This window comes from Streptomyces sp. NPDC054813 (assembly GCF_053611365.1).
On the sequence record NZ_JBSHAF010000003.1, the window covers coordinates 335,522 to 355,748 of the forward strand.

Genomic DNA, 20,227 nt, shown 5'->3' on the forward strand with positions numbered 1-20,227 from the left:
TCCGCCGGGGCGTTGACCGCGCGCTCGCCCCAGCCGAACCCGCGGCCTTTCAGGCCGCCCCGGCCCCTGTCGCCGCCGGCGGGGGGGGGGGGGCCCGGGGGGGCCCCCCCCCCGCCACCCGGGTCAGGAACACCGTCGCCGCGTTCGGTCCCTGCGGCTTGACCTTCCTGCGCAGCTCCTCCGGCTCCACGGCCGAGCCGCGCTTCTTCACGGTCAGCGTGCCGACCTCGCGCTCCCGCAGCAGTGCCTTCAGCTTCTTGACGTTGAAGGGGAGCCGGTCGGTGATCTCGTACGGCGTCGCCCAGGCGGTGGCACGCAGTGCGTCGGCGGTGATGTACGCGATCGTCGGGTCGACGAGCCCGCCGTCCAGCTCCTCGGCCACCTCGGCGACCAGATGGGCGCGGATGACGGCGCCGTCGGGCTCGTACAGGTACCGCCCCACGGGACGGACCTGAGGATCGGGCAGGCCCCGGCCGAGCAGCGTGCGCGGGCCGGGCAGCAGGGTGGCGCGGACCGCTCCGGGCGCCGTCCCGAACCACAGCACGGCCTCCTTCACGTCGCCCGCGTCCGAGATCCACTCCGCCTCGGCGTCCGCCGGGACCGCCTCGTGCGGGATGCCGGGGGCGATCTTCAGCGCGGCGGTGTGCGAGGCACCGCGGGCCGCCTCGATCGCCCAGGACAGGGGTGGCGAGTAGGCCTCCGGGTCGAAGATGCGGCCGCGGCCGCCGCGCCGGGCCGGGTCGACGAACACGGCGTCGTAGCCGGCCGTGTCCACCTCCGTGACGTCCGCCTCCCGGACCTCGATCAGGCCGGCCAGCCCCAGCGCGTCGGCGTTCGCCCGCGCCGCGGCCGCCGTCGCCGGGTCCCGGTCCACCGCGAGCACCCGGATCCCGGCCCGCGCGAGCGCGATCGCGTCGCCCCCGATCCCGCAGCACAGGTCGGCGACCGAGGTCACCCCGAGCGCCGTCAGCCGCTGCGCCCGGTACGAGGCGACGCTCGCCCGCGTCGACTGCTCGACCCCGTTCGGCGTGAAGAACATGCGGCCCGCGTCCGCCTCCCCGAACTTCGCCGCCGCCCGCTGCCGCAGCCGGGCCTGGGCGAGTGCCGCCGACACCAGCTCGGCGGGGTGCTCGCGGCGCAGCCGGGTGGCCACGGCGAGTTCGTCGGCGGGCGCGGTGCCGCGCACCTCGGCGAGGAGGGCGCGGCCCTCGGGGGAGAGGAGGGGGGCGAGGAGGTCGTTCACCGGCTCATTGTCGGCCAGTCGGTGGATGGTTCGCCTCCGGCGGCGGTGTCGGCGCCGGTTCCGGGGGAGGGCCTGGAAGGATCCGACGCCATGCGAGTAGTCGTACAAAATGACAAAAAAGGGTTGAAGGTGGGCACAGTGGGCCTGCTGGCCGTGGCCGCCCTGATGTCCGGCTGCGCGGGGCCGGACACCGGCTCCACCGCCCGTCCCGCCGCCGGCCAGCAGCCGCCCCGGGCGGCGCCCGCCCCCGACTCCCACGCCGCCCTGGTCGCCGCCGCCAGGCGCTGGGGCCTGGACGCGGTCCCGCTGCGGCCCCCGGCCCCGCCGAAGGTGAAGCCGAGGATCACCGCGCGTGACGGCTTCGAGGTGGACGGGCAGGAGGAGGACGACCTGCCCCCGGTCTTCACCACGATCCCGACCAAGCGGAAGGTCGTCTTCCTGACCATCGACGACGGCTCGAACAAGGACCCGCGGTTCCTCCGGATGATGAACGACCTGCGGATCCCCTACACCGCGTTCCTCAGCAACTACCTTGTCAAGGACGACTACGGCTACTTCCGCACGATGCAGTCCGAGGGCCACACCCTCAACAACCACACCCTGACCCACCCCTATCTGCCCGGCCTGTCCTACGAGCAGCAGAGGGACGAGATCTGCGGCATGCAGGCGATCATGAAGAAGCAGTTCGGCAAGGCGCCGACGGTCTTCCGGCCGCCCTACGGCAACTACAACGGCGACACCCTGCGCGCCGCCAAGTCCTGCGGCATCAAGTACGCGCCGATCTGGGACGAGGAGGTGTTCGTCGACCACTGGGAGTACCGCGAGTGGGACCGCGGCCTGCACCCCGGTGACATCGTGCTCACGCACTTCCGGGGCACGGACGACTGGGACGGCACGATGATCGACGACATGCGCCGCTTTCTGAACAAGGTCACCCGCGAGGGCTATGCGGTGGCGCGCCTGGAGGACTACCTGTGAGCCGGCCGAGGGCGACGGCCGCGCTGCTGACCGCCGCCCTCCTCCTGGCGGGCTGCGCCCAGTCCGTCGACCCGATCGAACGGCTGGGCAAGAAGGCGGCCGACCGGGTGCGGCCGCACGGCCCGGCCGGCGAACAGCCGTACCGCCGCTGGGGCCTGGCCGCGCCCCTGCTCCCGGCGCCGCACCCCCCGCTCCACCCGCTCGCCCTCCATACGAGCCTCCCCCCGGTCGTCGACCACGTCACCACCGCCGACAAGGTCGTCTTCCTCACCTACGACGACGGTGCCGAGAAGGACCCCCGGTTCGTGGACATGGTCCGCGAACTGCGGCTCCCGGTGAGCATGTTCCTCACGGACAGCGTGGTCGGCCCCGGCTACGGCCACTTCGCCCGCCTCCAGGAGGTCGGCGCGAGCGTCCAGAACCACACCCTCGACCATCCGGCCATGCCCGGCCTGCCCTACGCCGGCCAGCGCGCCGAGATCTGCGGCCAGCAGGAGAAGCTGAGGTCCCGCTTCGGCGTCCGCCCCCGCCTCTTCCGCCCGCCCTACGGCACGTACGACACCACCACCCTGCGCGCGGCGGCCGACTGCGGGGTGGCGGCGGTGGTCCTGTGGCGCGCGGCGATGACGGCCGACGGCATCGCGTACCGCCGTGGTGAGAAGCGGTTGCGCCCCGGCGACATCGTCCTGGTCGGCCCGGACGAGGCCACGGGCCTGACACTGCGCGAACGCACGACACGCCTGCTCCGCCGGGTCCAGGAGAACGGCCTGACGGTGGGGCGGCTGGAGGATTACCTGTAGGACCGGCGGCAGCCCCAGGGGCGGTCACCGCGGCCCCGGCCACCATTTTTTCGGCGCCGCGCCGCAGGCAATTGGCACTCCGCTTGACCGAGTGCTAATCGCGGTCATAGTCTCGGCTCTGGCACTCGGCAGATGAGAGTGCCAACAACGCGACGGGCAGGTCCGGCACCCGCGACGACGGATCCACCTGGTCGCCACCTCAGACAGTTAACCCCGTGAGATCTCCGAAGGGGGAGGTCGGATCGTGACGACCACCAGCTCCAAGGTTGCCATCAAGCCGCTCGAGGACCGCATTGTGGTCCAGCCGCTCGACGCCGAGCAGACCACCGCCTCTGGCCTGGTCATCCCGGACACCGCGAAGGAGAAGCCCCAGGAGGGTGCTGTCCTCGCCGTGGGCCCGGGCCGTTTCGAGAACGGCGAGCGCCTGCCGCTCGACGTCAAGGTCGGCGACATCGTGCTGTACAGCAAGTACGGCGGCACCGAGGTGAAGTACAACGGCGACGAGTACCTCGTCCTCTCGGCTCGCGACGTGCTCGCGATCATCGAGAAGTAGTTCACCCGAAGCACATTCTGCTTTGAGCTGCGCCCCTGGCCCCCGCGACCTTATGAAGCCGGGCGTCGGGGGCGCGGTTCGTTTCACCCACGCTTTCCGAGAGGGCTGAACCGCTCCCATGGCGAAGATCCTGAAGTTCGACGAGGACGCCCGTCGCGCCCTCGAGCGCGGCGTCAACAAGCTTGCCGACACCGTCAAGGTGACGATCGGCCCCAAGGGCCGCAACGTCGTCATCGACAAGAAGTTCGGCGCCCCCACCATCACCAACGACGGCGTCACCATCGCCCGCGAGGTCGAGCTCGACGACCCGTACGAGAACCTCGGCGCCCAGCTGGTGAAGGAGGTGGCGACCAAGACCAACGACATCGCGGGTGACGGTACGACCACCGCCACCGTGCTGGCCCAGGCGCTCGTCCGCGAGGGCCTGAAGAACGTCGCCGCCGGCGCCTCCCCGGCCGCCCTGAAGAAGGGCATCGACGCCGCCGTCGCCGCTGTCTCCGAGGAGCTGCTCTCCTCCGCCCGTCCGATCGACGACAAGGCCGACATCGCCGCCGTCGCCGCGCTGTCCGCCCAGGACCAGCAGGTCGGCGAGCTCATCGCCGAGGCGATGGACAAGGTCGGCAAGGACGGTGTCATCACCGTCGAGGAGTCCAACACCTTCGGTCTGGAGCTGGACTTCACCGAGGGCATGGCCTTCGACAAGGGCTACCTGTCGCCGTACTTCGTGACGGACCAGGAGCGCATGGAGGCCGTCCTGGAGGACCCCTACATCCTCATCAACCAGGGCAAGGTCTCCTCCATCGCGGACCTGCTCCCGCTGCTCGAGAAGATCATCCAGAGCAACGCCTCCCGCCCGCTGCTGATCATCGCCGAGGACGTCGAGGGCGAGGCGCTCTCCACCCTCGTCGTCAACAAGATCCGCGGCACCTTCAACGCGGTCGCGGTCAAGGCCCCCGGCTTCGGCGACCGCCGCAAGGCGATGCTGGAGGACCTGGCGATCCTCACCGGCGCCACGGTCATCTCCGAGGAGGTCGGCCTCAAGCTCGACCAGGTCGGCCTGGACGTGCTGGGCTCCGCCCGCCGTGTCACGGTCACCAAGGACGACACCACGGTCGTCGACGGCGCCGGTGAGTCCGGTGCGGTCACCGGCCGCGTCGCCCAGATCAAGGCCGAGATCGAGAACACCGACTCCGACTGGGACCGCGAGAAGCTCCAGGAGCGCCTCGCGAAGCTGGCCGGCGGCGTGTGCGTGATCAAGGTCGGCGCCGCCACCGAGGTGGAGCTGAAGGAGAAGAAGCACCGTCTGGAGGACGCCATCTCCGCGACCCGCGCCGCGGTCGAGGAGGGCATCGTCTCCGGTGGTGGCTCCGCGCTCGTCCACGCCGCCAAGGTGCTGGAGGGCGGCCTGGGCAAGACCGGCGACGAGGCCACCGGTGTCGCCGTGGTCCGCCGCGCGGTCGTCGAGCCGCTGCGCTGGATCGCCGAGAACGCCGGCCTGGAGGGCTACGTCATCACCTCCAAGGTCGCCGAGCTCGAGAAGGGCCAGGGCTTCAACGCCGCCACCGGCGAGTACGGCGACCTGGTCAAGGCCGGCGTCATCGACCCGGTCAAGGTCACCCGCTCCGCCCTGGAGAACGCGGCCTCCATCGCCTCCCTGCTTCTGACGACCGAGACCCTGGTCGTCGAGAAGAAGGAAGAGGAGGAGCCGGCCGCCGGTGGCCACTCCCACGGTCACTCCCACTGAGGCAGGCCGGCAAAGCCGGTGAGCAGTAGGTTGCTGTGCCCCGCCGCTCTGCGGCGGGGCACAGTGCTCCCACCGGACTGCCGGGCGCGTCCGGGTGTTGGCACCCCGTGTGTCGATGGGCGGTGATCCGGACGCCGGCGAGCGCCGCGTCCGCCGTCAGCTGTCCTGCCACACCAGGAACCGGACGGGCTCCGCGAGCGCGGCCAGTGCCCCCTCTTTGTCCGCCATCCGCGCGGCGAGAGTGGCCTGAGCAAGCCGCTGCGGCAGTGCCTCCGCGAACTTCAGGCCACGCACGGCAGCAGCGTCCACCTCGGGCAGTGTCAGGCCTGCCCCCGCATCCGCTACCGCTGCCCGCCACGACTGGGGGTTCAGATCGTCCCGAAGCCGGATGAAGCGGTCGTCGACGAGCCGGTGTCGCTGACCTACGGAGGAAAGGGACGCGGCAAGCGTGGCGTTCGCCCGGTGGCCGGCCCAGGTCCACCAGCGCACGTCCCCGTCGCTCCGACGGGTGATGACCGTGCCGGCGGGGTGAACCACGTCGATGTATGTTTCCCGGGCCTCGGCGAGTCCCGCCTCCGCTCGACGAGTGAGCAGCACCGGAGGACCGCTGCCGAGGAGGACCTCACGAGTGGCACGGGCCAGAGTGAACGACCGCACTCCGGATGGACGGTGTGCGGCTCGCCGGTCCGCTTCGGCCGGACTCCTCGCTCGGCTCCGAGGGGCTGCCCGAAGCCGAGGGCCGGCTTCGGGCAGCCCCTTTCGCCATAGCGAGCCGACCGGTCAGTCGCGGCGGATCAGCTCCGGATCGATCCGGCGGCCGGCCAACGGCAGTGAGCCCGCTGCCGCGGCCGCCACCACTCCCGCCACCGCCACGGACAGCAGGGGGATGCCGGCGACATCCCAGCGGATCGCCCCGCCACCGGTGATCAGGTAGCTGGATTCGGCGAGCTTCCCGGTGACGGCCGCCAGGGCAAGACCGAGACCGAGCGGCAGCACCACCTGGAGGCACTGCACGGCCCGCATGGTCCGCGCCCGGGCACCGATCAGGGTGACGGCGGTGACCTGCGCACGGCGTTCGACCGCGCGGTCGGTCACGGACACCAGGAACGCGGCCACGCCGATGACGAGCCCCATGATCATGCCGAGGGCCAGCAGGGTTTCGACGACCGATATCTGTTCGAGTCCCTGGACGTTCAGTCCGACCAGCTCCACCTCGGCGATCGGAGCGATCGCACCGATGCCGTCGAGGACCTTGCGGACCTGGCCCGGCTCCGAGCTGCTGGTGAGCACGAGCTCGGCGTCACGGGGCCGGGCGTGTGAGGGCAGTGCCGACGGCGGGACGAGGAGCACGGCGTTGCCCACGGCGGACGCGGAGTACCCGCTGTAGACGATCCCGTCGGTGGGGAAGCCGATGTCCAGGTGCCCGGTCCCGCTCCCCGAGAGGCGGAACCGGAAGGGCGTGCCCGGCTTCACGCCGGATCCGACGCTGGAGTTGGGGTCGACGAGCCTCATCACCTTGCCGTCCACGCAGCCCTGGGAGCGCTGGACCATGCGGTCCAGCTGCGCGCAGGTGGCGATCAGGGCGGTGGCCGACGATGCGAACGCGTCCTCGGGGCTCTTCCTCTCGAGGTCGACCCAGGAGTTCATCATGACGGCGTGGGTGCGCACACCGGCGAGGCCGCCGAGTTCCCTCTGCCGGTCCGGAGTCAGAGCGGACAGGGAGAGGGAGTAGTCCTGCACGGGTCCGGACGGCCGGCTGACCTGTTCCAGCTGGATGAGAACACCCTGGGCGAGCGAGGCGGCGTAGACGAGGAGCACGAGACCGGTGACGACCCTCATCGTGCTTCCGGGCTCGGCCTCGTTGCGCCGCATCGCCAGGTTGAGCGTGAGGGACTGGGTGGACGCCGCCACGCGGCGGGCGAGAACGTACGAGATCAACGGGAGCGTGAGCACGAGCCCGACTCCGGTCAGCACGACGCCGCCGACCACGAGCAGCGCGTTCACGCCCACACTCGACGCGGGGTGCCCGAGCACACCGCTGACGCAGAAGCCGGACACGATGCCCATACCGGCGATCAGGAGGAGACCGCCCCACTTGGACGGCGGTCGCGGGAGCGCGGTGCGGCGTACCGCCAGCGGGTTGGCGGCGGCCTCTCGCGCGCTCTTGCGGCCGACGAACCAGGCCAGCGCCGGGCAGCCGATCAGGCACACGGCGACGGTGGTCGCGGACAGGGCACCGTCGTCCGGATACCACCGCAGCGCGGGCAGCCCCGTCCTGGACATCACCTGGTTGAGAACCCAGTACTCACCCAGGCCGAGCAACGCGCCGAGCACTGCGGCCATCACGGTCTCCGCTGCGTTCACGCGCTGGGTGCCCTTGACGCTGAGGCCGAGCAGGCGCAGCGCCGCCAGGCGCCGCATGCGGCTGGCGGCGGACAGACGCGCACAGACGGTGAGGAAGATCCCCAGGGGCAGCAGAACCAGGGTGGCCAGAGCGAACCGCACGTCCGTCAGCGTGGACGGTTCCACAGCGGGGGACGGGGCGTAGTCGTAACCGAACCCCTTCAGGGTCCGGCCCTCGTGGGCGATCCGGCCGCGCGTGGTGCCGATGTACGCGTACAGCTCGTCCGGGTGCGCGAGCCCGGCCCCCGCGATGGTTCCCTTCTCCCGTCCCGGCAGCAGCCCCTTGACGGCGGGTGCCTCACGCAGGAGGTGATGGACGCGCGGCGAGACGAACACCTCGCCGGGGCCGGGGAGCCGGGTCAGACCGGGTGGGGCCGACCGTGTTCCCTCGGTGCCCCTGGCGATGAACACGCGGGTGAACGGCCTGGACCCGTAGGCGTCGGAGCGCTGGACGACGAGCGTGCCGTCGGCCGGTCCCTTGGCGGAGGTGACGGGCTGTCGTGCCGCGGCCCGGCCGTCGTGGGCGTGCAGGATCGCCGGAACGGTGAGCACGAGGGCCAGGCAGCAGACACCGATGGAGCCGCCGGCCGCCATCAGGAAGAAGCGTGTGCGGTTGCCTCGCCCCGCGCCGAAGAGGAGTCGCAGACCGAGCAGGAATTCCGTCACGCCGCACCTCGCGGCGTGAGCACCCCGTCCGCCATCGTGTAACGGGTGTCGGCCTGTGCGGCCACCCCGTGATCATGCGTCACCAGAAGGACGGCGGTGCCCTGTGAGCGGGCCAGCCCGAGGAACTCCTTCAGTACGGCCGAGGCGTTGGCGCTGTCCAGGGAGCCCGTCGGCTCGTCCGCGAACACGACCGCGGGCCGGTGGACCAGGGCGCGCGCCACCGCGACGCGCTGGCTCTGCCCTCCTGAGACCTGTGAGGGCCGGCGTTCACGCAGCTCGCCGAGGCCGAGCCGTTCCAGCACTTCGCCCGCTCTGGCGAGAGCGGGCCGCTTGCGCTGTCCGCTCAGGCGCAGCGGCAGTGCGGTGTTCTCCTCGATGGTCAGTTCCGGCAGCAGTTCGCCGTACTGGAAGACGAACCCGAAACGTTCCCGGCGCAGGGCGCTGATCTCGTCGTCCGAGAGGTCACCGAGTGAGCGCCCTTCGAAGCGCACCTGACCACGTGTGGTCGGCAGGACGCCGGCGAGGCAGTAGAGCAACGAGGACTTTCCGGAGCCGCTCTGCCCTGTGATGGCCACGACCTCACCCGGGGCGACCGAGAGGTGGGCGTCGCGGACGGCCTGGTGGTTGCCGTAGGAGAGGTCGACTCCGACGGCCGAGATGATGTCTGACGTGCTGATGGCTTCCCCCAAAGAAGCGTGCGGGCCCAGGGGGATGTGCCCCTGGGCCCGCGGTCCTGCCGAAGCGCTGCCTACCTCTGGTAGTGCTTCGTCGACGAGCAGTTGTCAGGGTTGAGCGAGCCCTTGTCACGGCAGACGCGGATGTAGGCGTCGTCGGTGTGCAGAGCGGCGCCGTCCCAGTTCAGCTTGTCGAGCGGGACGCTGTGCTTCTGCTTGCCGTTGTAGCGGCTCCAGTCGTAACCCTCGACGCGGACCTGCATGTAGACGTTGTGGCCGTCACCGTTGTCGGTGTCGTTCAGGTTGCCCGCCCACTCGAAGGCGCCGTGGTTCTGGTTCGACGGCCAGAAGGCGTACTGGCCACTGGTGAACGAACCGCCGCCGGTGGACAGCGTCGGAATGGTGTGCCATGAAACGGCTGCCGCCGTCCCCGCGCTGACGGCGAACAGGCCTGCGGCTATTGCGCCGACTGCCAACTTGCGCATGTTTTCCTCCCGTTGTTGTGCAAGGTCCCGGATGGTCAGGTCCGGAGCCGTCGTGAACCTAGCAGTCATGAACGGGAGGTGAATGGCATGGTCAATTCAATTCTGTCCACTTTCGAGAGTGTTTCCGGGTGGTGGACTTTGCTCTTGCATGGCCTTTGCTTGACTTGTGCTTGGTCGTCAGCTGAGCCTTTTCTGAGGGATGGTGACGAATCGTCAGTGTCGAGCGGACCGGAACTTGATGCCGCCGCTCAACCGGTCACGACCGCCCAGACGGTCTTGCCCGGAGCGCCGGGGCGTGGGGTGGTGCCCCACTCCTTGGTCAGTGAGGCGACGAGGGCGAGCCCCCGACCGCCCTCCTCGCAGCCGCCCCCGTCGCGCGCCACGGGAAGCCGGTCGCCGCGCGTGTCACTCACCTCCACCCGCACCTGCCCGGCCTCGAGGCTCAGCCGCAGCTCGGCGTCCCGGCCGGGCACCCGGCCGTGGCTGACGGCGTTCGCGGCCAGCTCGGCGACGATCAGCTCGACGGTGTCGTGGACCGGCTGCCGTAGGTCCGGCCCCAGGCGTCCATCTGGTGCGAGGCGAGCCGCCGGGCCAGACGGGCGCCGCGCGGGGTGGCGGAGAAGCGGAGGGCGAAGGTGGTCGTCATGGCGCGAAGATCCCGTCTCCGGGATGGCTGTGACCAGCGATGATGGCCTTACAGAGGGCTTCTGTAGGGGTGGGCCGGCACTTTGTGGGGCTGTCGGGACCCACTGCCCTCGCACTCGCGCAGGACGGCCAGGCGTGCGGAGACGCCGACGCCGGGGGTCTGCAGCTCCGGGGCACGTGGAGGCGTGCGGTCCGGGACGGGCGGGGGTGGGGGCGGCACCTCCTGGAGGAAGTCGGCGCCGGTGTACTTCGGTGGCACCTTGATGTCGAGACGCTGCCCGATCCGGTCCTCCTCGCGCTGCTGCTCCCAGACCTGCTCCCACTGGGCGCGCTTGCGCAGGCCCGGTGTCCTTGTAGCGGAGAGCGGCGAGGTAGGGCACGTGCTCGGCCTCGATGACCGCGGCCAGGACGGTGACGAGGGAGGCGTCACGCTTGCCGAGCTGATCGGCGGCGTACAACTCGGCGACGGCCTGGATGTCCTTGTGGTGGCGCAGGGCGTCGGCGAGCTGGTTGACGGTGAGCGGCTGAGGCACGGTGAACCCGTCCCGGTCCACGAAACCAGAGGTCTTCGCGCTCGGCAGTGTCGAGCAGCCAGTTCCGCAGCGCGGCGGCTTCCCGCTTCTCCCAGGACTCGGTGGACCAACGGCGCTGGGTGCTGTTGCTCCTGCTCGGAGACCAGCGGCAGAAGAAGCCCCCGTTCCGGGTCGTCCGCCGGGAACGGGGGCTTCGCCCCTCGCGGGTACTTCCTACTGTCGTACCACTTCGCCGGTCGTACTACTTCACGGCCGCCGTCACTTCAGTTCTGCACCGCGTCCAGCGCTCCGAGCCGTTCCATCAGCCCGAGCCGGTCGTACTGCAACCAGCCCTCGGCCATCTTCCCGTCGGCGTCGAAGCGGTGGATCGTCGTCCCGGCCATGGTGACCTGCCGACCGGTGTTCGGCACCCCCATGAACGCCGCCTTCTGCACACCCGTCCAGAGCCACCTGGTGCACACCCGGTCGCCCTGGGCGATCTGGTCCTCGACGAGGAACGAGAAGTCGAAGGCCCCCCGCCACATCTCCAGCTTGCGCCGCATCGCGTCCATGCCGATGGTGTCCTGGCCCTCGACCGGCTCGTGGTCGTGGTAGTCCTCGGTGATCAGGCCGTCCAGCGGAACCAGCGGGCCGGGCGCGGCGATCGTCTCGAAGAACCGCCGCGCGGTCTCGGCGTACCACCGCTCGTCGCGGACCACATCCAGATCCGTGAACGTCGGCATCCCGTCGCAGAGCGCCAGGATCTCGTTGAGGACCTGGTCGGTCTCCGGCCGGTTCGAGTTCCGCATCGCCTCCTCGTACGACGGGAACTCCACGATCTCGACGACGTGCGACGCGTCGGAGCGGTCCTTGCCGACCACCGCGTGCGTCGCCGTCCGCTTCCCTTTGGCCTGCGTGACCCACCTGTCCATCAGCCGGTCCATCTCGGCCGGCCGGTTGGTCCTGCACTCGATGAGCTGTACGAACGTCATGCCGCCGCCTCCGGCCCCCCTGGGTCCGGTACCGTCACGCCCATTTTCGCACCGGGGGAAGCGGCACCGCAGCCGTCACTGCGGCCCGTACTTGCGTCCCGTCTTCGAGGAGATGCCGCCCAGCAGCCCGCGCGGGGCCACCTTCGCCAGACCGGTCAGCACCTTGTACCGGGGGTCCGGGATCGACAGCGTCTTGCCGCGCGAGAGGTCGGCGAGGGCCGCCTCGACCAGCTTGTCGGCGTCCAGCCACATCCAGTCCGGGATGTTGTCCGTGCCCATCCCGGCCCGCTGGTGGAACTCGGTGCGCACGAAACCGGGCGCCAGCGCCATCAGACGGACACCGGTCCCCGCCAGGTCGCGCGCCGCGCCCTGGGTGAACTGGACGACCCACGCCTTCGAGGCCCCGTAGGTGCCCCGGGGCACGAAGGCCGCCACCGAGGCCACGTTGACGACACCGCCGCGCCCGCGCTCCCGCATCGCCTCGGCCGCCGCCGAGGTCAGCCGCAGCACCGCCTCGCAGTGCACCTTGAGCATCTTCAGCTCGTCGGCCATCGAGACGTCCAGATAGCGGCCCTTGTTGCCGAAGCCCGCGTTGTTGATCAGCAGGTCGACCGGGTTCCTGCGGTCGCCGAGACGGCCGGCGACCGACTCGATGCCGGTGTCCTCGGCGAGGTCGGCGGTGAGTACCTCCGCCTCGATGCCGTGCCGGTCGTGCAGCTCGGTCGCCTGCTCGCGCAGCCGTTTGGTGTCCCGCGCCACCAGGACGAGGTTGTGCCCGTCCGCCGCCAGCCGCCGCGCGAACGCGGCACCGATCCCCGCGGTCGATCCCGTAATCAGAGCCGTTGTCATGGCCCAAGGGTAGTTACCCGGACTGACGGCGTCCGCTGTGCGCACCAGCTCTCCCGAAGGGTGAAGCGCCGGTGAACGACCCGGGAGTGACGGCCGTTCAGTCCTGCCGCGCGGCCACGTACTTCCGGGCCAGTGCCAGCGCCTCCGGGTGCAGCGCCTCGCCCGCCGCGAGGATCCGCGGCAGCAGCTCCCGCTCGGTGGTGGTCGCGCGGAACTCCATCGCCGCCGTCACCCCGTGGGCCGGCCGGTGCACGATCTCGATCGGGTCCCCGGCCCGGATCTCACCCGGTTCGATCACCCGGAGGTAGGCACCGGAGGCACCCTTCCGCGTGAACCTCTTCACCCATCCCCGCTCGCCCAGATGGCCCTGGAAAGTGCGGCACGGGATGCGCCCGGAGGTGACCTCCAGTACGAGCCCGGAACCGATCCGCCAGCGCTCGCCGATCAGCGCATCCGACACGATCAGCCCGTTTGTCGTGAGGTTCTCACCGAAACAGCCGTTCCGCAGAGGCCGGCCGAGCTCCTTCGCCCAGTCGTCGAGGTCCTCGCGCGCGTAGGCGTACACCGCCTGGTCGTCGCCGCCGTGGTGGCGCAGCTCGCACACCGCGTCTCCGGCCAGTCCGCTGCCCGCGACCCCCTTGGGCCCGGGCGCCTGCACCCGCACCGGGCCGTCCACGGGGCGCTTGTCGATGCCGGTCACGCCGTCCTTCTGGTCCGTGTGGGGTGACGGCGTCGGGGTTCCGAGGTTCACCGAGAGAAGCTCCATGGTCCGAAGGTACGGGACCTGCCTCAAAGCGTCGACGCATTATGGGGCGCGCTGTCCAAGCCCGCCTTATGCTTCAGGGGTGATAGAGGCCCGTCATCTGCGCGTCCTGCGCGCTGTCGCCACCACCGGTTCCTTCTCGGCGGCGGGGCGCGAACTGGGCTGCACCCAGCCCGCCGTCAGCCAGCAGATGAAGGCCCTGGAGGCCTCCGTGGGCACCCCGCTGCTGGTGCGCAACGGCCGCGAGATGCGGCTGACCCAGGCCGGCGAGGCCCTCGTGCGGCACGCCTCCGGGATCCTCGCCGGGCTCACCGCCGCCGAGGAGGAGGTCGCCGCGATCGCCGGCCTGCGCGCCGGCCGGGTCCGCCTGGTCTCCTTCCCGAGCGGCAGCTCCACCCTGGTCCCGACGGCGCTGGCCGCTCTGCGCGCGGCCCACCCCGGCACCCGGGTCTCCCTGGAGGAGGCCGAGCCGCCGAAGTCCGTGGAGCTGCTGCGCGCGGGCGACTGCGACATCGCGCTGGCCTTCCGCTACGAGGGCGCGGCGGGCGCCGAGGAGTGGGACGACCTGGTGGTGCGGCCGTTGCTGACGGACCGGCTGGTCGGTCTGCTGCCCGAACGGCACCGGCTCGCACGCGCGGAGTCGGTCGCACTGGGGGAACTCGCCGACGAGCCCTGGATCGCGGGCTGCCCGCGCTGCCGGGGACAGCTGGTCCAGGCGTGCGAGAAGGTGGGCTTCACGCCCCGCATCGACTTCGCCACCGACGACTACCCGGCCGTGGTCGGCCTGGTCGGCGCCGGTCTGGGCGTCGCGGTGCTGCCCCAGCTGGCGATCGAGTCGGTACGTCCGAGAGGCGCGCGCACGGTGGCGCTGGAACCCGCGGTGGTGCGGGAGATCGTCGCCCTGACTCTGCCCGACCTGGCGCAGGTGCCGGCGGTGGCGGCGACGCTGGAACAGCTGGGCCGGGCGGCCCAGCGGGCCTAGGGCGACGGGCGGCCCGATCGGCAGCGGTTAGAAGAAACGTTCTTTCAGGAGTGTGCGAGGGAGTCGGTTCTTTCAGGTGTGCGGGAGGGGGTCGCCGCTGGTCGTCGACGCCGACACCAGCCTGTTGCGCGCCCTCCCCATGAGCTCTTCGCGCTCGTCCTCGGTCAGGCCGCCCCAGACGCCGTACGGCTCGCGGACCGCCAGCGCGTGCGCCGCGCACTCCGCGCGGACCGGGCACCTCATGCAGACCTCCTTGGCCGAGTTCTCACGGGCACTCCGAGCCGCCCCGCGCTCGCCCTCGGGATGGAAGAAGAGCGAGCTGTCGACCCCACGGCAGGCAGCCAGGAGCTGCCAGTCCCACAGGTCCGCGTTCGGTCCGGGAAGGCGGGAGAAATCTGCCATTACGTGACCCCTTGTAGCCGTTCTGGGCGGATACGGTGCCAACGACCGTACATCTCCGGTCTAGAGAGATGAAAATATGACTCATTGCGAATCTAGCCCCAGACACTGTGAAACGGGAAGAAAAAGGTCTAAATGGGGCATTGGATGTGATGAAAAGTTGAGGGTCTGACGTCCATGTCTGCACCGTGTCCGCGCCCTCACGTAGAGTGCCGAAGACGGCAGGCAGCCCCGTAACTCTTTCGAGTGACCGTCGTTGAGAGTGCGGAGGCGGTTGAAACAACAAGCGCTCGGGCAGGCGTCCGAGACGGTCGACCGCACAGGTGACGATTCCGTACCAGCCTGGAGGCTCAAGGTGACGCGCATCAGCTGCGGAGGGCGGTCATGACATCCGTCCTCGTCTGCGACGACTCCCCGCTTGCCCGAGAGGCGCTGCGCCGCGCGGTGGCGACCGTGCCCGGCGTCGAGCGCGTGACCACGGCGGCCAACGGCGAGGAAGTCCTCCGCCGGTGGGGCGCCGACCGCTCCGACCTGATCCTGATGGACGTGCGCATGCCCGGACTGGGCGGCGTCGAGACCGTGCGCCGGCTGCTGTCGGCCGACCCCGGCGCACGCATCATCATGCTCACGGTCGCCGAGGACCTGGACGGGGTGGCCCTGGCCGTCGCCGCCGGCGCCCGCGGCTACCTGCACAAGGACGCCTCGCGTGCGGAGCTGCGCGCGACCGTCACCCAGGCGCTCGCGGACCCCACCTGGCGGCTGGCGCCCCGCCGGCTCCGCTCGGCCGAGATGGGCGCCGCGCCCACCCTCACCGCGCGCGAGATCCAGGTCCTGGAAGGCATGAGCCACGGCCGCTCCAACGCCGAGATCGGCCGGGAGCTGTTCCTCTCCGAGGACACCGTGAAGACCCATGCCCGGCGCCTGTTCAAGAAGCTCGGCGCCTCCGACCGCGCCCACGCGGTGGCCCTCGGCTTCCGCTGGGGACTGGTCCGTTAGCAGGGCGGTGAACTGCGCCGCAGCGGGATCGCGCACCGACCGGACGCCCCCGCCTACCCCACGGTGGGCGGGGTCCGCAAGGCGGAGCGCCGGAGGTGCGCTGCTCGTTTCGGCGCCGATGCCGCATCCTTGAGGTGTGGAGTCTCTCGGGGACGAGTCGTTCGAGCGGAAGGGGAGGGCGCAAGGAATGAGCTCCGGCGCACCTGCTCATAACGCTTCGGTGCACAACGACGGACGCGGTGCCACACCGCCGACGGCCGCAGGGCACGATGGACCGATGCGCGACGACGAGGCGGTCACCGCCATAGGGACGATCGGCGCTCTCGTCCACCGCGCCGTCGACGGGGACGAGCAGGCCACGCACGACCTGCTCGCCCATGTCCACCCACTCGCGCTGCGCTACTGCCGTACGCGCCTGTCCCGCCTGCCGGGCGACGCCCGGCACTTCGTGGAGGACCTGGCCCAGGAGGTCTGCGTGGCGGTCCTCCTCGCGCTGCCCCGCTACCGCGACACCGGCCGTCCCTTCGAGGCCTTCGTCTTCGCCATCGCCTCCCACAAGGTCGCCGACCTGCAGCGGGCCGCGATGCGCCATCCGGGCTCCACGGCCGTCCCCTCCGACGAGATGCCGGAACGCCCCGACGACTCCCTCGGCCCCGAGGAGCGGGCGCTGCTCAGCAGCGACGCCGAATGGGCCAAGAAACTCCTGGCCAACCTCCCCGAGAACCAGCGCGAGCTCCTTCTCCTGCGTATCGCGGTGGGCCTCACCGCCGAGGAGACGGGCCAGATGTTGGGAATGTCACCGGGCGCCGTCCGGGTCGCCCAGCACCGGGCCCTGAGCCGGCTGCGCGCACTGGCGGAGCAGTAGCCGCACGGTTCGCCGCCCCCGATGAACAGGCGTGCGCTCATTTCCGTACGAACATACGAAGCCTGAAGCTGAGTCGTACCGTGGAATTTGGGGCCTGTGCTTCCCGTTAGCATGGACATCCGCACCGTTCAAGGCCATTTGGGGAAGGTGTCATGACTGCCAACGTCGACGGAGTGCCCGGAAAATTCGCGACACTCGGGCTTACCTACGACGACGTGCTGCTGCTGCCGGGTGCATCCGAGGTGCTCCCGAACGCGGTCGACACCTCGTCCCGCATCTCCCGCAACGTCCGGGTCAACATCCCGCTGCTGTCCGCGGCGATGGACAAGGTGACCGAGTCCCGCATGGCGATCGCGATGGCCCGCCTCGGCGGCGTCGGCGTGCTGCACCGCAACCTGTCGGTCGAGGACCAGGTCAACCAGGTCGACCTGGTCAAGCGGTCCGAGTCCGGCATGGTCACCGACCCCATCACGGTGCGCCCGGAGGCGACCCTCGCCGAGGCCGACGCCCTGTGTGCCAAGTTCCGGATCAGCGGCGTGCCCGTCACCGACCCGGCCGGCAAGCTGCTCGGCATCGTCACCAACCGCGACATGGCCTTCGAGAGCGACCGCTCGCGCCGCGTGCACGAGGTCATGACCCCGATGCCGCTGGTCACCGGCAAGGTCGGCATCTCCGGCACCGAGGCCATCGAGCTGCTGCGCAAGCACAAGATCGAGAAGCTGCCGCTGGTCGACGACGAGGGCGTCCTCAAGGGCCTGATCACGGTCAAGGACTTCGTCAAGGCCGAGAAGTACCCGAACGCCGCCAAGGACGCCGAGGGCCGCCTGCTCGTGGGCGCCGCCGTCGGGGCCAGCCCCGAGGCCCTGGAGCGGGCCCAGGCGCTCGCCGAGGCCGGCGCGGACTTCCTGGTCGTCGACACCTCGCACGGCCACAACAGCAACGCCCTCAGCTGGATGTCGAAGATCAAGTCGAGCGTGGACGTCGACGTGATCGGCGGCAACGTCGCCACCCGCGACGGCGCCCAGGCGCTCATCGACGCGGGCGTCGACGGCATCAAGGTGGGTGTGGGCCCCGGCTCCATCTGCACCACGCGCGTGGTCGCCGGCATCGGCGTCCCGCAGGTCACCGCCATCTACGAGGCCTCCCTCGCGGCCCGCCCGGCCGGCATCCCGCTGATCGGCGACGGCGGTCTGCAGTACTCCGGTGACATCGGCAAGGCCCTTGCGGCCGGCGCTGACACCGTGATGCTCGGCAGCCTGCTGGCCGGCTGTGAGGAGTCGCCCGGCGAGCTCCTCTTCATCAACGGCAAGCAGTTCAAGTCCTACCGCGGCATGGGATCGCTCGGTGCGATGCAGTCCCGAGGCCAGGGCCGGTCGTACTCGAAGGACCGGTACTTCCAGGCCGAGGTGGCCACCGACGACAAGCTCGTGCCCGAGGGCGTCGAGGGCCAGGTGCCCTACCGCGGCCCGCTCTCCAACGTGCTGCACCAGCTCGTCGGCGGACTGCGCCAGACCATGGGCTACGTGGGCGCCGCCACCATCGAGGAGATGGAGTCCAAGGGCAAGTTCGTCCGCATCACCTCCGCGGGCCTCAAGGAGAGCCACCCGCACGACATCCAGATGACGGTCGAGGCGCCGAACTACAGCCGCAAGTAGTCACCACGGCCTTTCCAGGGCGGCCCCGGACACACCGGGGCCGCCCTTGTCGTACCCGTCGGCGATACTGGAAGACGCTGAAACGCAGAGGAAAGGCCACAGACGTGACTGAGATCGAGATCGGGCGCGGCAAGCGCGGCCGCCGGGCGTACGCCTTCGACGACATCGCCGTCGTCCCCAGCCGCCGTACGCGGGACCCGAAGGAGGTCTCGATCACCTGGCAGATCGACGCCTACCGCTTCGAGCTGCCGTTCCTGGCCGCCCCCATGGACTCGGTCGTCTCCCCGGCCACCGCGATCCGCATCGGCGAGCTCGGCGGCCTCGGCGTGCTCAACCTCGAAGGCCTCTGGACGCGCTACGAGGACCCGCAGCCGCTGCTCGACGAGATCACCGAGCTGGACGCGGACGCCGCGACCCGCCGCCTCCAGGAGATCTACGCGGCTCCCATCAAGGAGGAGCTGATCGGGCAGCGCATCAAGGAGGTGCGCGACTCGGGCGTGGTCACGGCCGCCGCGCTCTCCCCGCAGCGCACGGCCCAGTTCTCCAAGGCCGTCGTGGACGCGGGCGTGGACATCTTCGTCATCCGCGGTACGACGGTCTCGGCGGAGCACGTGTCGGGTTCGCACGAGCCGCTGAACCTGAAGCAGTTCATCTACGAGCTGGACGTCCCGGTCATCGTCGGCGGCTGCGCCACGTACACCGCTGCCTTGCACCTGATGCGCACGGGCGCGGCCGGCGTGCTCGTCGGCTTCGGCGGCGGCGCCGCGCACACCACGCGCAACGTGCTGGGTATCCAGGTCCCGATGGCCACGGCCGTCGCGGACGTGGCGGCGGCCCGCCGTGACTACATGGACGAGTCCGGCGGCCGGTACGTGCACGTGATCGCCGACGGCGGTGTCGGCTGGTCCGGCGACCTCCCCAAGGCGATCGCCTGCGGTGCGGACGCGGTGATGATGGGCTCCCCGCTCGCCCGTGGGACGGACGCGCCGGGCAAGGGCCACCACTGGGGCATGGAGGCGGTCAACGAGGAACTGCCGCGCGGCAAGAAGGTCGACCTCGGCACGGTCGGCACCATCGAGGAGATCCTCACCGGCCCGTCCCACACCCCGGACGGCTCGATGAACCTCTTCGGTGCGCTGCGACGGGCGATGGCCACGACCGGCTACAGCGAGCTGAAGGAGTTCCAGCGCGTCGAGGTGACGGTGGCGGACAGCCAGCACAAGCGGTAGGTCCCGCAGGTCGGGCGAAGGGCCGGACACCCGGTTGGGGTGACCGGCCCTTTCGCGTGCCGCAAGCCCGTCAGGCGGCGGCCTTCCTGGCGCCCGAGAACGCCGCCCACCCAGCGATCGCGAAGAAGAGGAAGGTCAGCGGGTCGGCCGTTTCCTTCCACGCGTCCTGGACGACACCGAAGTGCTGGAAGAACACCTCGGAGAAGCTCATGTCGAGCTGGTCGGCGCCGATCATCGCCTCGCCGACCAGCTGGCCGAGGTAGACGGAGCCGAGCGCGAGGACGGTGCTGACGACGGCGAGCAGCGGGTTGCGGCCGCCGAGCCTGCCGGCCGCGAGGCCTATGACGAAGCCGACGCCGACGGCCGCCCAGCCGATCTCGTGCTTGGTGAGGCCGATGACCATGCCGTAGAGGGCGGCGGCGGCCACGGCAGCGGCGGCGGCACCGATCACGCCGAGGGCGACATTGCCCCGGGGCGGCGCGGGCGGCGCCGGAGGCGGGGGTACGGCGCCGGGCTGGGCGGCGTACGGCGCGGGAGCCTGCTGCTGGGCGAACGGGTTGCCGTCGGCCGGCTGCGACTGGAGCTGCGGCGCTGACTGGGGCTGCGGCGCTGACTGGAGCTGCGGCGCTGACTGGGGCTGCGACGGCGACTGGGGCTGTGGCGGTGGCGGTGGTGACTGGCTCATGACAGAAGATCCCCCCTGGTGGATCACCGCGCGAACAGCGAGGTGAAGAGATGTGCGCACACCTGTGCGACGAGTGGGGGGAGACTAACAGGAGCCTGTGACAACGCTC

At 70.7% G+C, this 20,227-nt stretch carries 20 protein-coding genes and 2 pseudogenes; 9 read left to right on the plus strand and 13 right to left on the minus strand.

What is annotated here, in order from left to right; genetic code table 11:
* Positions 1-49: 49 nt before the first annotated feature.
* Complete coding sequence (locus ACWGJB_RS07690; RefSeq protein ID WP_453379300.1) at positions 50-1,243, minus strand: class I SAM-dependent methyltransferase; 1,194 nt, start codon at positions 1,241-1,243, stop codon at positions 50-52.
* A 90-nt stretch (positions 1,244-1,333) separates the two neighbouring features.
* On the opposite strand from ACWGJB_RS07690, the gene ACWGJB_RS07695 reads away from it, so the two are divergent.
* The 4 genes from ACWGJB_RS07695 (at position 1,334) to groL (ending at position 5,318) form a co-directional block, all read left to right on the plus strand.
* Positions 1,334-2,221 (plus strand): polysaccharide deacetylase family protein, encoded by an 888-nt coding sequence (locus ACWGJB_RS07695; protein WP_453379301.1) that lies wholly within the window; start codon positions 1,334-1,336, stop codon positions 2,219-2,221.
* A complete protein-coding gene (locus ACWGJB_RS07700; protein ID WP_453379302.1) occupies positions 2,218-3,021 on the plus strand; it encodes a polysaccharide deacetylase family protein in 804 nt (267 codons plus the stop codon). Before ACWGJB_RS07695 ends, ACWGJB_RS07700 begins: the two co-directional genes overlap by 4 nt.
* Before the next feature lie 244 nt (positions 3,022-3,265).
* Positions 3,266-3,574, plus strand: coding sequence for a co-chaperone GroES (gene groES / locus ACWGJB_RS07705; protein ID WP_330459340.1), 309 nt, complete (start codon positions 3,266-3,268; stop codon positions 3,572-3,574).
* 118 nt (positions 3,575-3,692) lie between these two features.
* On the plus strand, positions 3,693-5,318 hold the full coding sequence (gene groL, locus ACWGJB_RS07710; protein ID WP_453379303.1) for a chaperonin GroEL: 1,626 nt from the start codon (positions 3,693-3,695) through the stop codon (positions 5,316-5,318).
* A gap of 156 nt (positions 5,319-5,474) precedes the next feature.
* Here the strand turns inward: groL and ACWGJB_RS07715 are convergent, their stop codons facing one another.
* The 10 genes and pseudogenes from ACWGJB_RS07715 to ACWGJB_RS07760 form a co-directional block, all read right to left on the minus strand.
* Complete coding sequence (locus tag ACWGJB_RS07715) at positions 5,475-5,975, minus strand: hypothetical protein (protein WP_453379304.1); 501 nt, start codon at positions 5,973-5,975, stop codon at positions 5,475-5,477.
* 123 nt (positions 5,976-6,098) lie between these two features.
* Positions 6,099-8,387: an ABC transporter permease gene (locus ACWGJB_RS07720; RefSeq protein ID WP_453379305.1), complete on the minus strand. Its 2,289-nt coding sequence runs from the start codon at positions 8,385-8,387 to the stop codon at positions 6,099-6,101.
* Positions 8,384-9,076 (minus strand): ABC transporter ATP-binding protein, encoded by a 693-nt coding sequence (locus ACWGJB_RS07725; RefSeq protein ID WP_453379306.1) that lies wholly within the window; start codon positions 9,074-9,076, stop codon positions 8,384-8,386. The genes ACWGJB_RS07720 and ACWGJB_RS07725 overlap by 4 nt, the downstream gene beginning before the upstream one ends.
* A gap of 59 nt (positions 9,077-9,135) precedes the next feature.
* Complete coding sequence (locus ACWGJB_RS07730) at positions 9,136-9,546, minus strand: hypothetical protein (protein WP_351693576.1); 411 nt, start codon at positions 9,544-9,546, stop codon at positions 9,136-9,138.
* A gap of 248 nt (positions 9,547-9,794) precedes the next feature.
* A pseudogene (locus tag ACWGJB_RS07735) lies at positions 9,795-10,192 on the minus strand (ATP-binding protein).
* Positions 10,193-10,240: 48 nt separating this feature from the next.
* The gene (locus ACWGJB_RS07740) at positions 10,241-10,621 is read right to left on the minus strand and encodes a DUF7008 domain-containing protein (RefSeq protein WP_453379307.1); all 381 of its coding nucleotides are present in this window, start codon (positions 10,619-10,621) and stop codon (positions 10,241-10,243) included.
* Positions 10,593-10,745, minus strand: a pseudogene (locus ACWGJB_RS07745) (hypothetical protein); the annotation flags it as partial. The gene ACWGJB_RS07740 and the pseudogene ACWGJB_RS07745, both read right to left, overlap by 29 nt.
* A gap of 242 nt (positions 10,746-10,987) precedes the next feature.
* Positions 10,988-11,695: an ester cyclase gene (locus ACWGJB_RS07750; RefSeq protein ID WP_453379308.1), complete on the minus strand. Its 708-nt coding sequence runs from the start codon at positions 11,693-11,695 to the stop codon at positions 10,988-10,990.
* Positions 11,696-11,770: 75 nt separating this feature from the next.
* Positions 11,771-12,544: an SDR family NAD(P)-dependent oxidoreductase gene (locus tag ACWGJB_RS07755; RefSeq protein ID WP_453379309.1), complete on the minus strand. Its 774-nt coding sequence runs from the start codon at positions 12,542-12,544 to the stop codon at positions 11,771-11,773.
* A gap of 97 nt (positions 12,545-12,641) precedes the next feature.
* The gene (locus ACWGJB_RS07760) at positions 12,642-13,310 is read right to left on the minus strand and encodes an MOSC domain-containing protein (RefSeq protein ID WP_453379310.1); all 669 of its coding nucleotides are present in this window, start codon (positions 13,308-13,310) and stop codon (positions 12,642-12,644) included.
* A gap of 79 nt (positions 13,311-13,389) precedes the next feature.
* On the opposite strand from ACWGJB_RS07760, the gene ACWGJB_RS07765 reads away from it, so the two are divergent.
* Positions 13,390-14,289, plus strand: a complete 900-nt coding sequence (locus ACWGJB_RS07765) for a LysR family transcriptional regulator (RefSeq protein ID WP_453379311.1) — start codon at positions 13,390-13,392, stop codon at positions 14,287-14,289.
* 72 nt (positions 14,290-14,361) lie between these two features.
* Here ACWGJB_RS07765 and ACWGJB_RS07770 read toward each other — a convergent pair whose 3' ends face one another.
* Positions 14,362-14,691, minus strand: a complete 330-nt coding sequence (locus ACWGJB_RS07770; protein WP_351693561.1) for a WhiB family transcriptional regulator — start codon at positions 14,689-14,691, stop codon at positions 14,362-14,364.
* A 381-nt stretch (positions 14,692-15,072) separates the two neighbouring features.
* On the opposite strand from ACWGJB_RS07770, the gene ACWGJB_RS07775 reads away from it, so the two are divergent.
* The 4 genes from ACWGJB_RS07775 (at position 15,073) to ACWGJB_RS07790 (ending at position 19,433) form a co-directional block, all read left to right on the plus strand.
* Positions 15,073-15,684, plus strand: coding sequence for a response regulator transcription factor (locus ACWGJB_RS07775; protein WP_003948568.1), 612 nt, complete (start codon positions 15,073-15,075; stop codon positions 15,682-15,684).
* Between the two features lie 277 nt (positions 15,685-15,961).
* Entirely contained in the window at positions 15,962-16,549 is a 588-nt protein-coding gene (locus tag ACWGJB_RS07780; RefSeq protein ID WP_351693558.1) for a sigma-70 family RNA polymerase sigma factor, read from the plus strand.
* A 152-nt stretch (positions 16,550-16,701) separates the two neighbouring features.
* Positions 16,702-18,204 (plus strand): IMP dehydrogenase, encoded by a 1,503-nt coding sequence (guaB, locus tag ACWGJB_RS07785; protein WP_453379312.1) that lies wholly within the window; start codon positions 16,702-16,704, stop codon positions 18,202-18,204.
* A gap of 104 nt (positions 18,205-18,308) precedes the next feature.
* Positions 18,309-19,433 (plus strand): GuaB3 family IMP dehydrogenase-related protein, encoded by a 1,125-nt coding sequence (locus tag ACWGJB_RS07790; protein ID WP_453379313.1) that lies wholly within the window; start codon positions 18,309-18,311, stop codon positions 19,431-19,433.
* Between the two features lie 70 nt (positions 19,434-19,503).
* On the opposite strand, the gene ACWGJB_RS07795 is transcribed toward ACWGJB_RS07790, so the two are convergent.
* Positions 19,504-20,118, minus strand: a complete 615-nt coding sequence (locus tag ACWGJB_RS07795) for a hypothetical protein (protein ID WP_453379314.1) — start codon at positions 20,116-20,118, stop codon at positions 19,504-19,506.
* Positions 20,119-20,227: the final 109 nt, after the last annotated feature.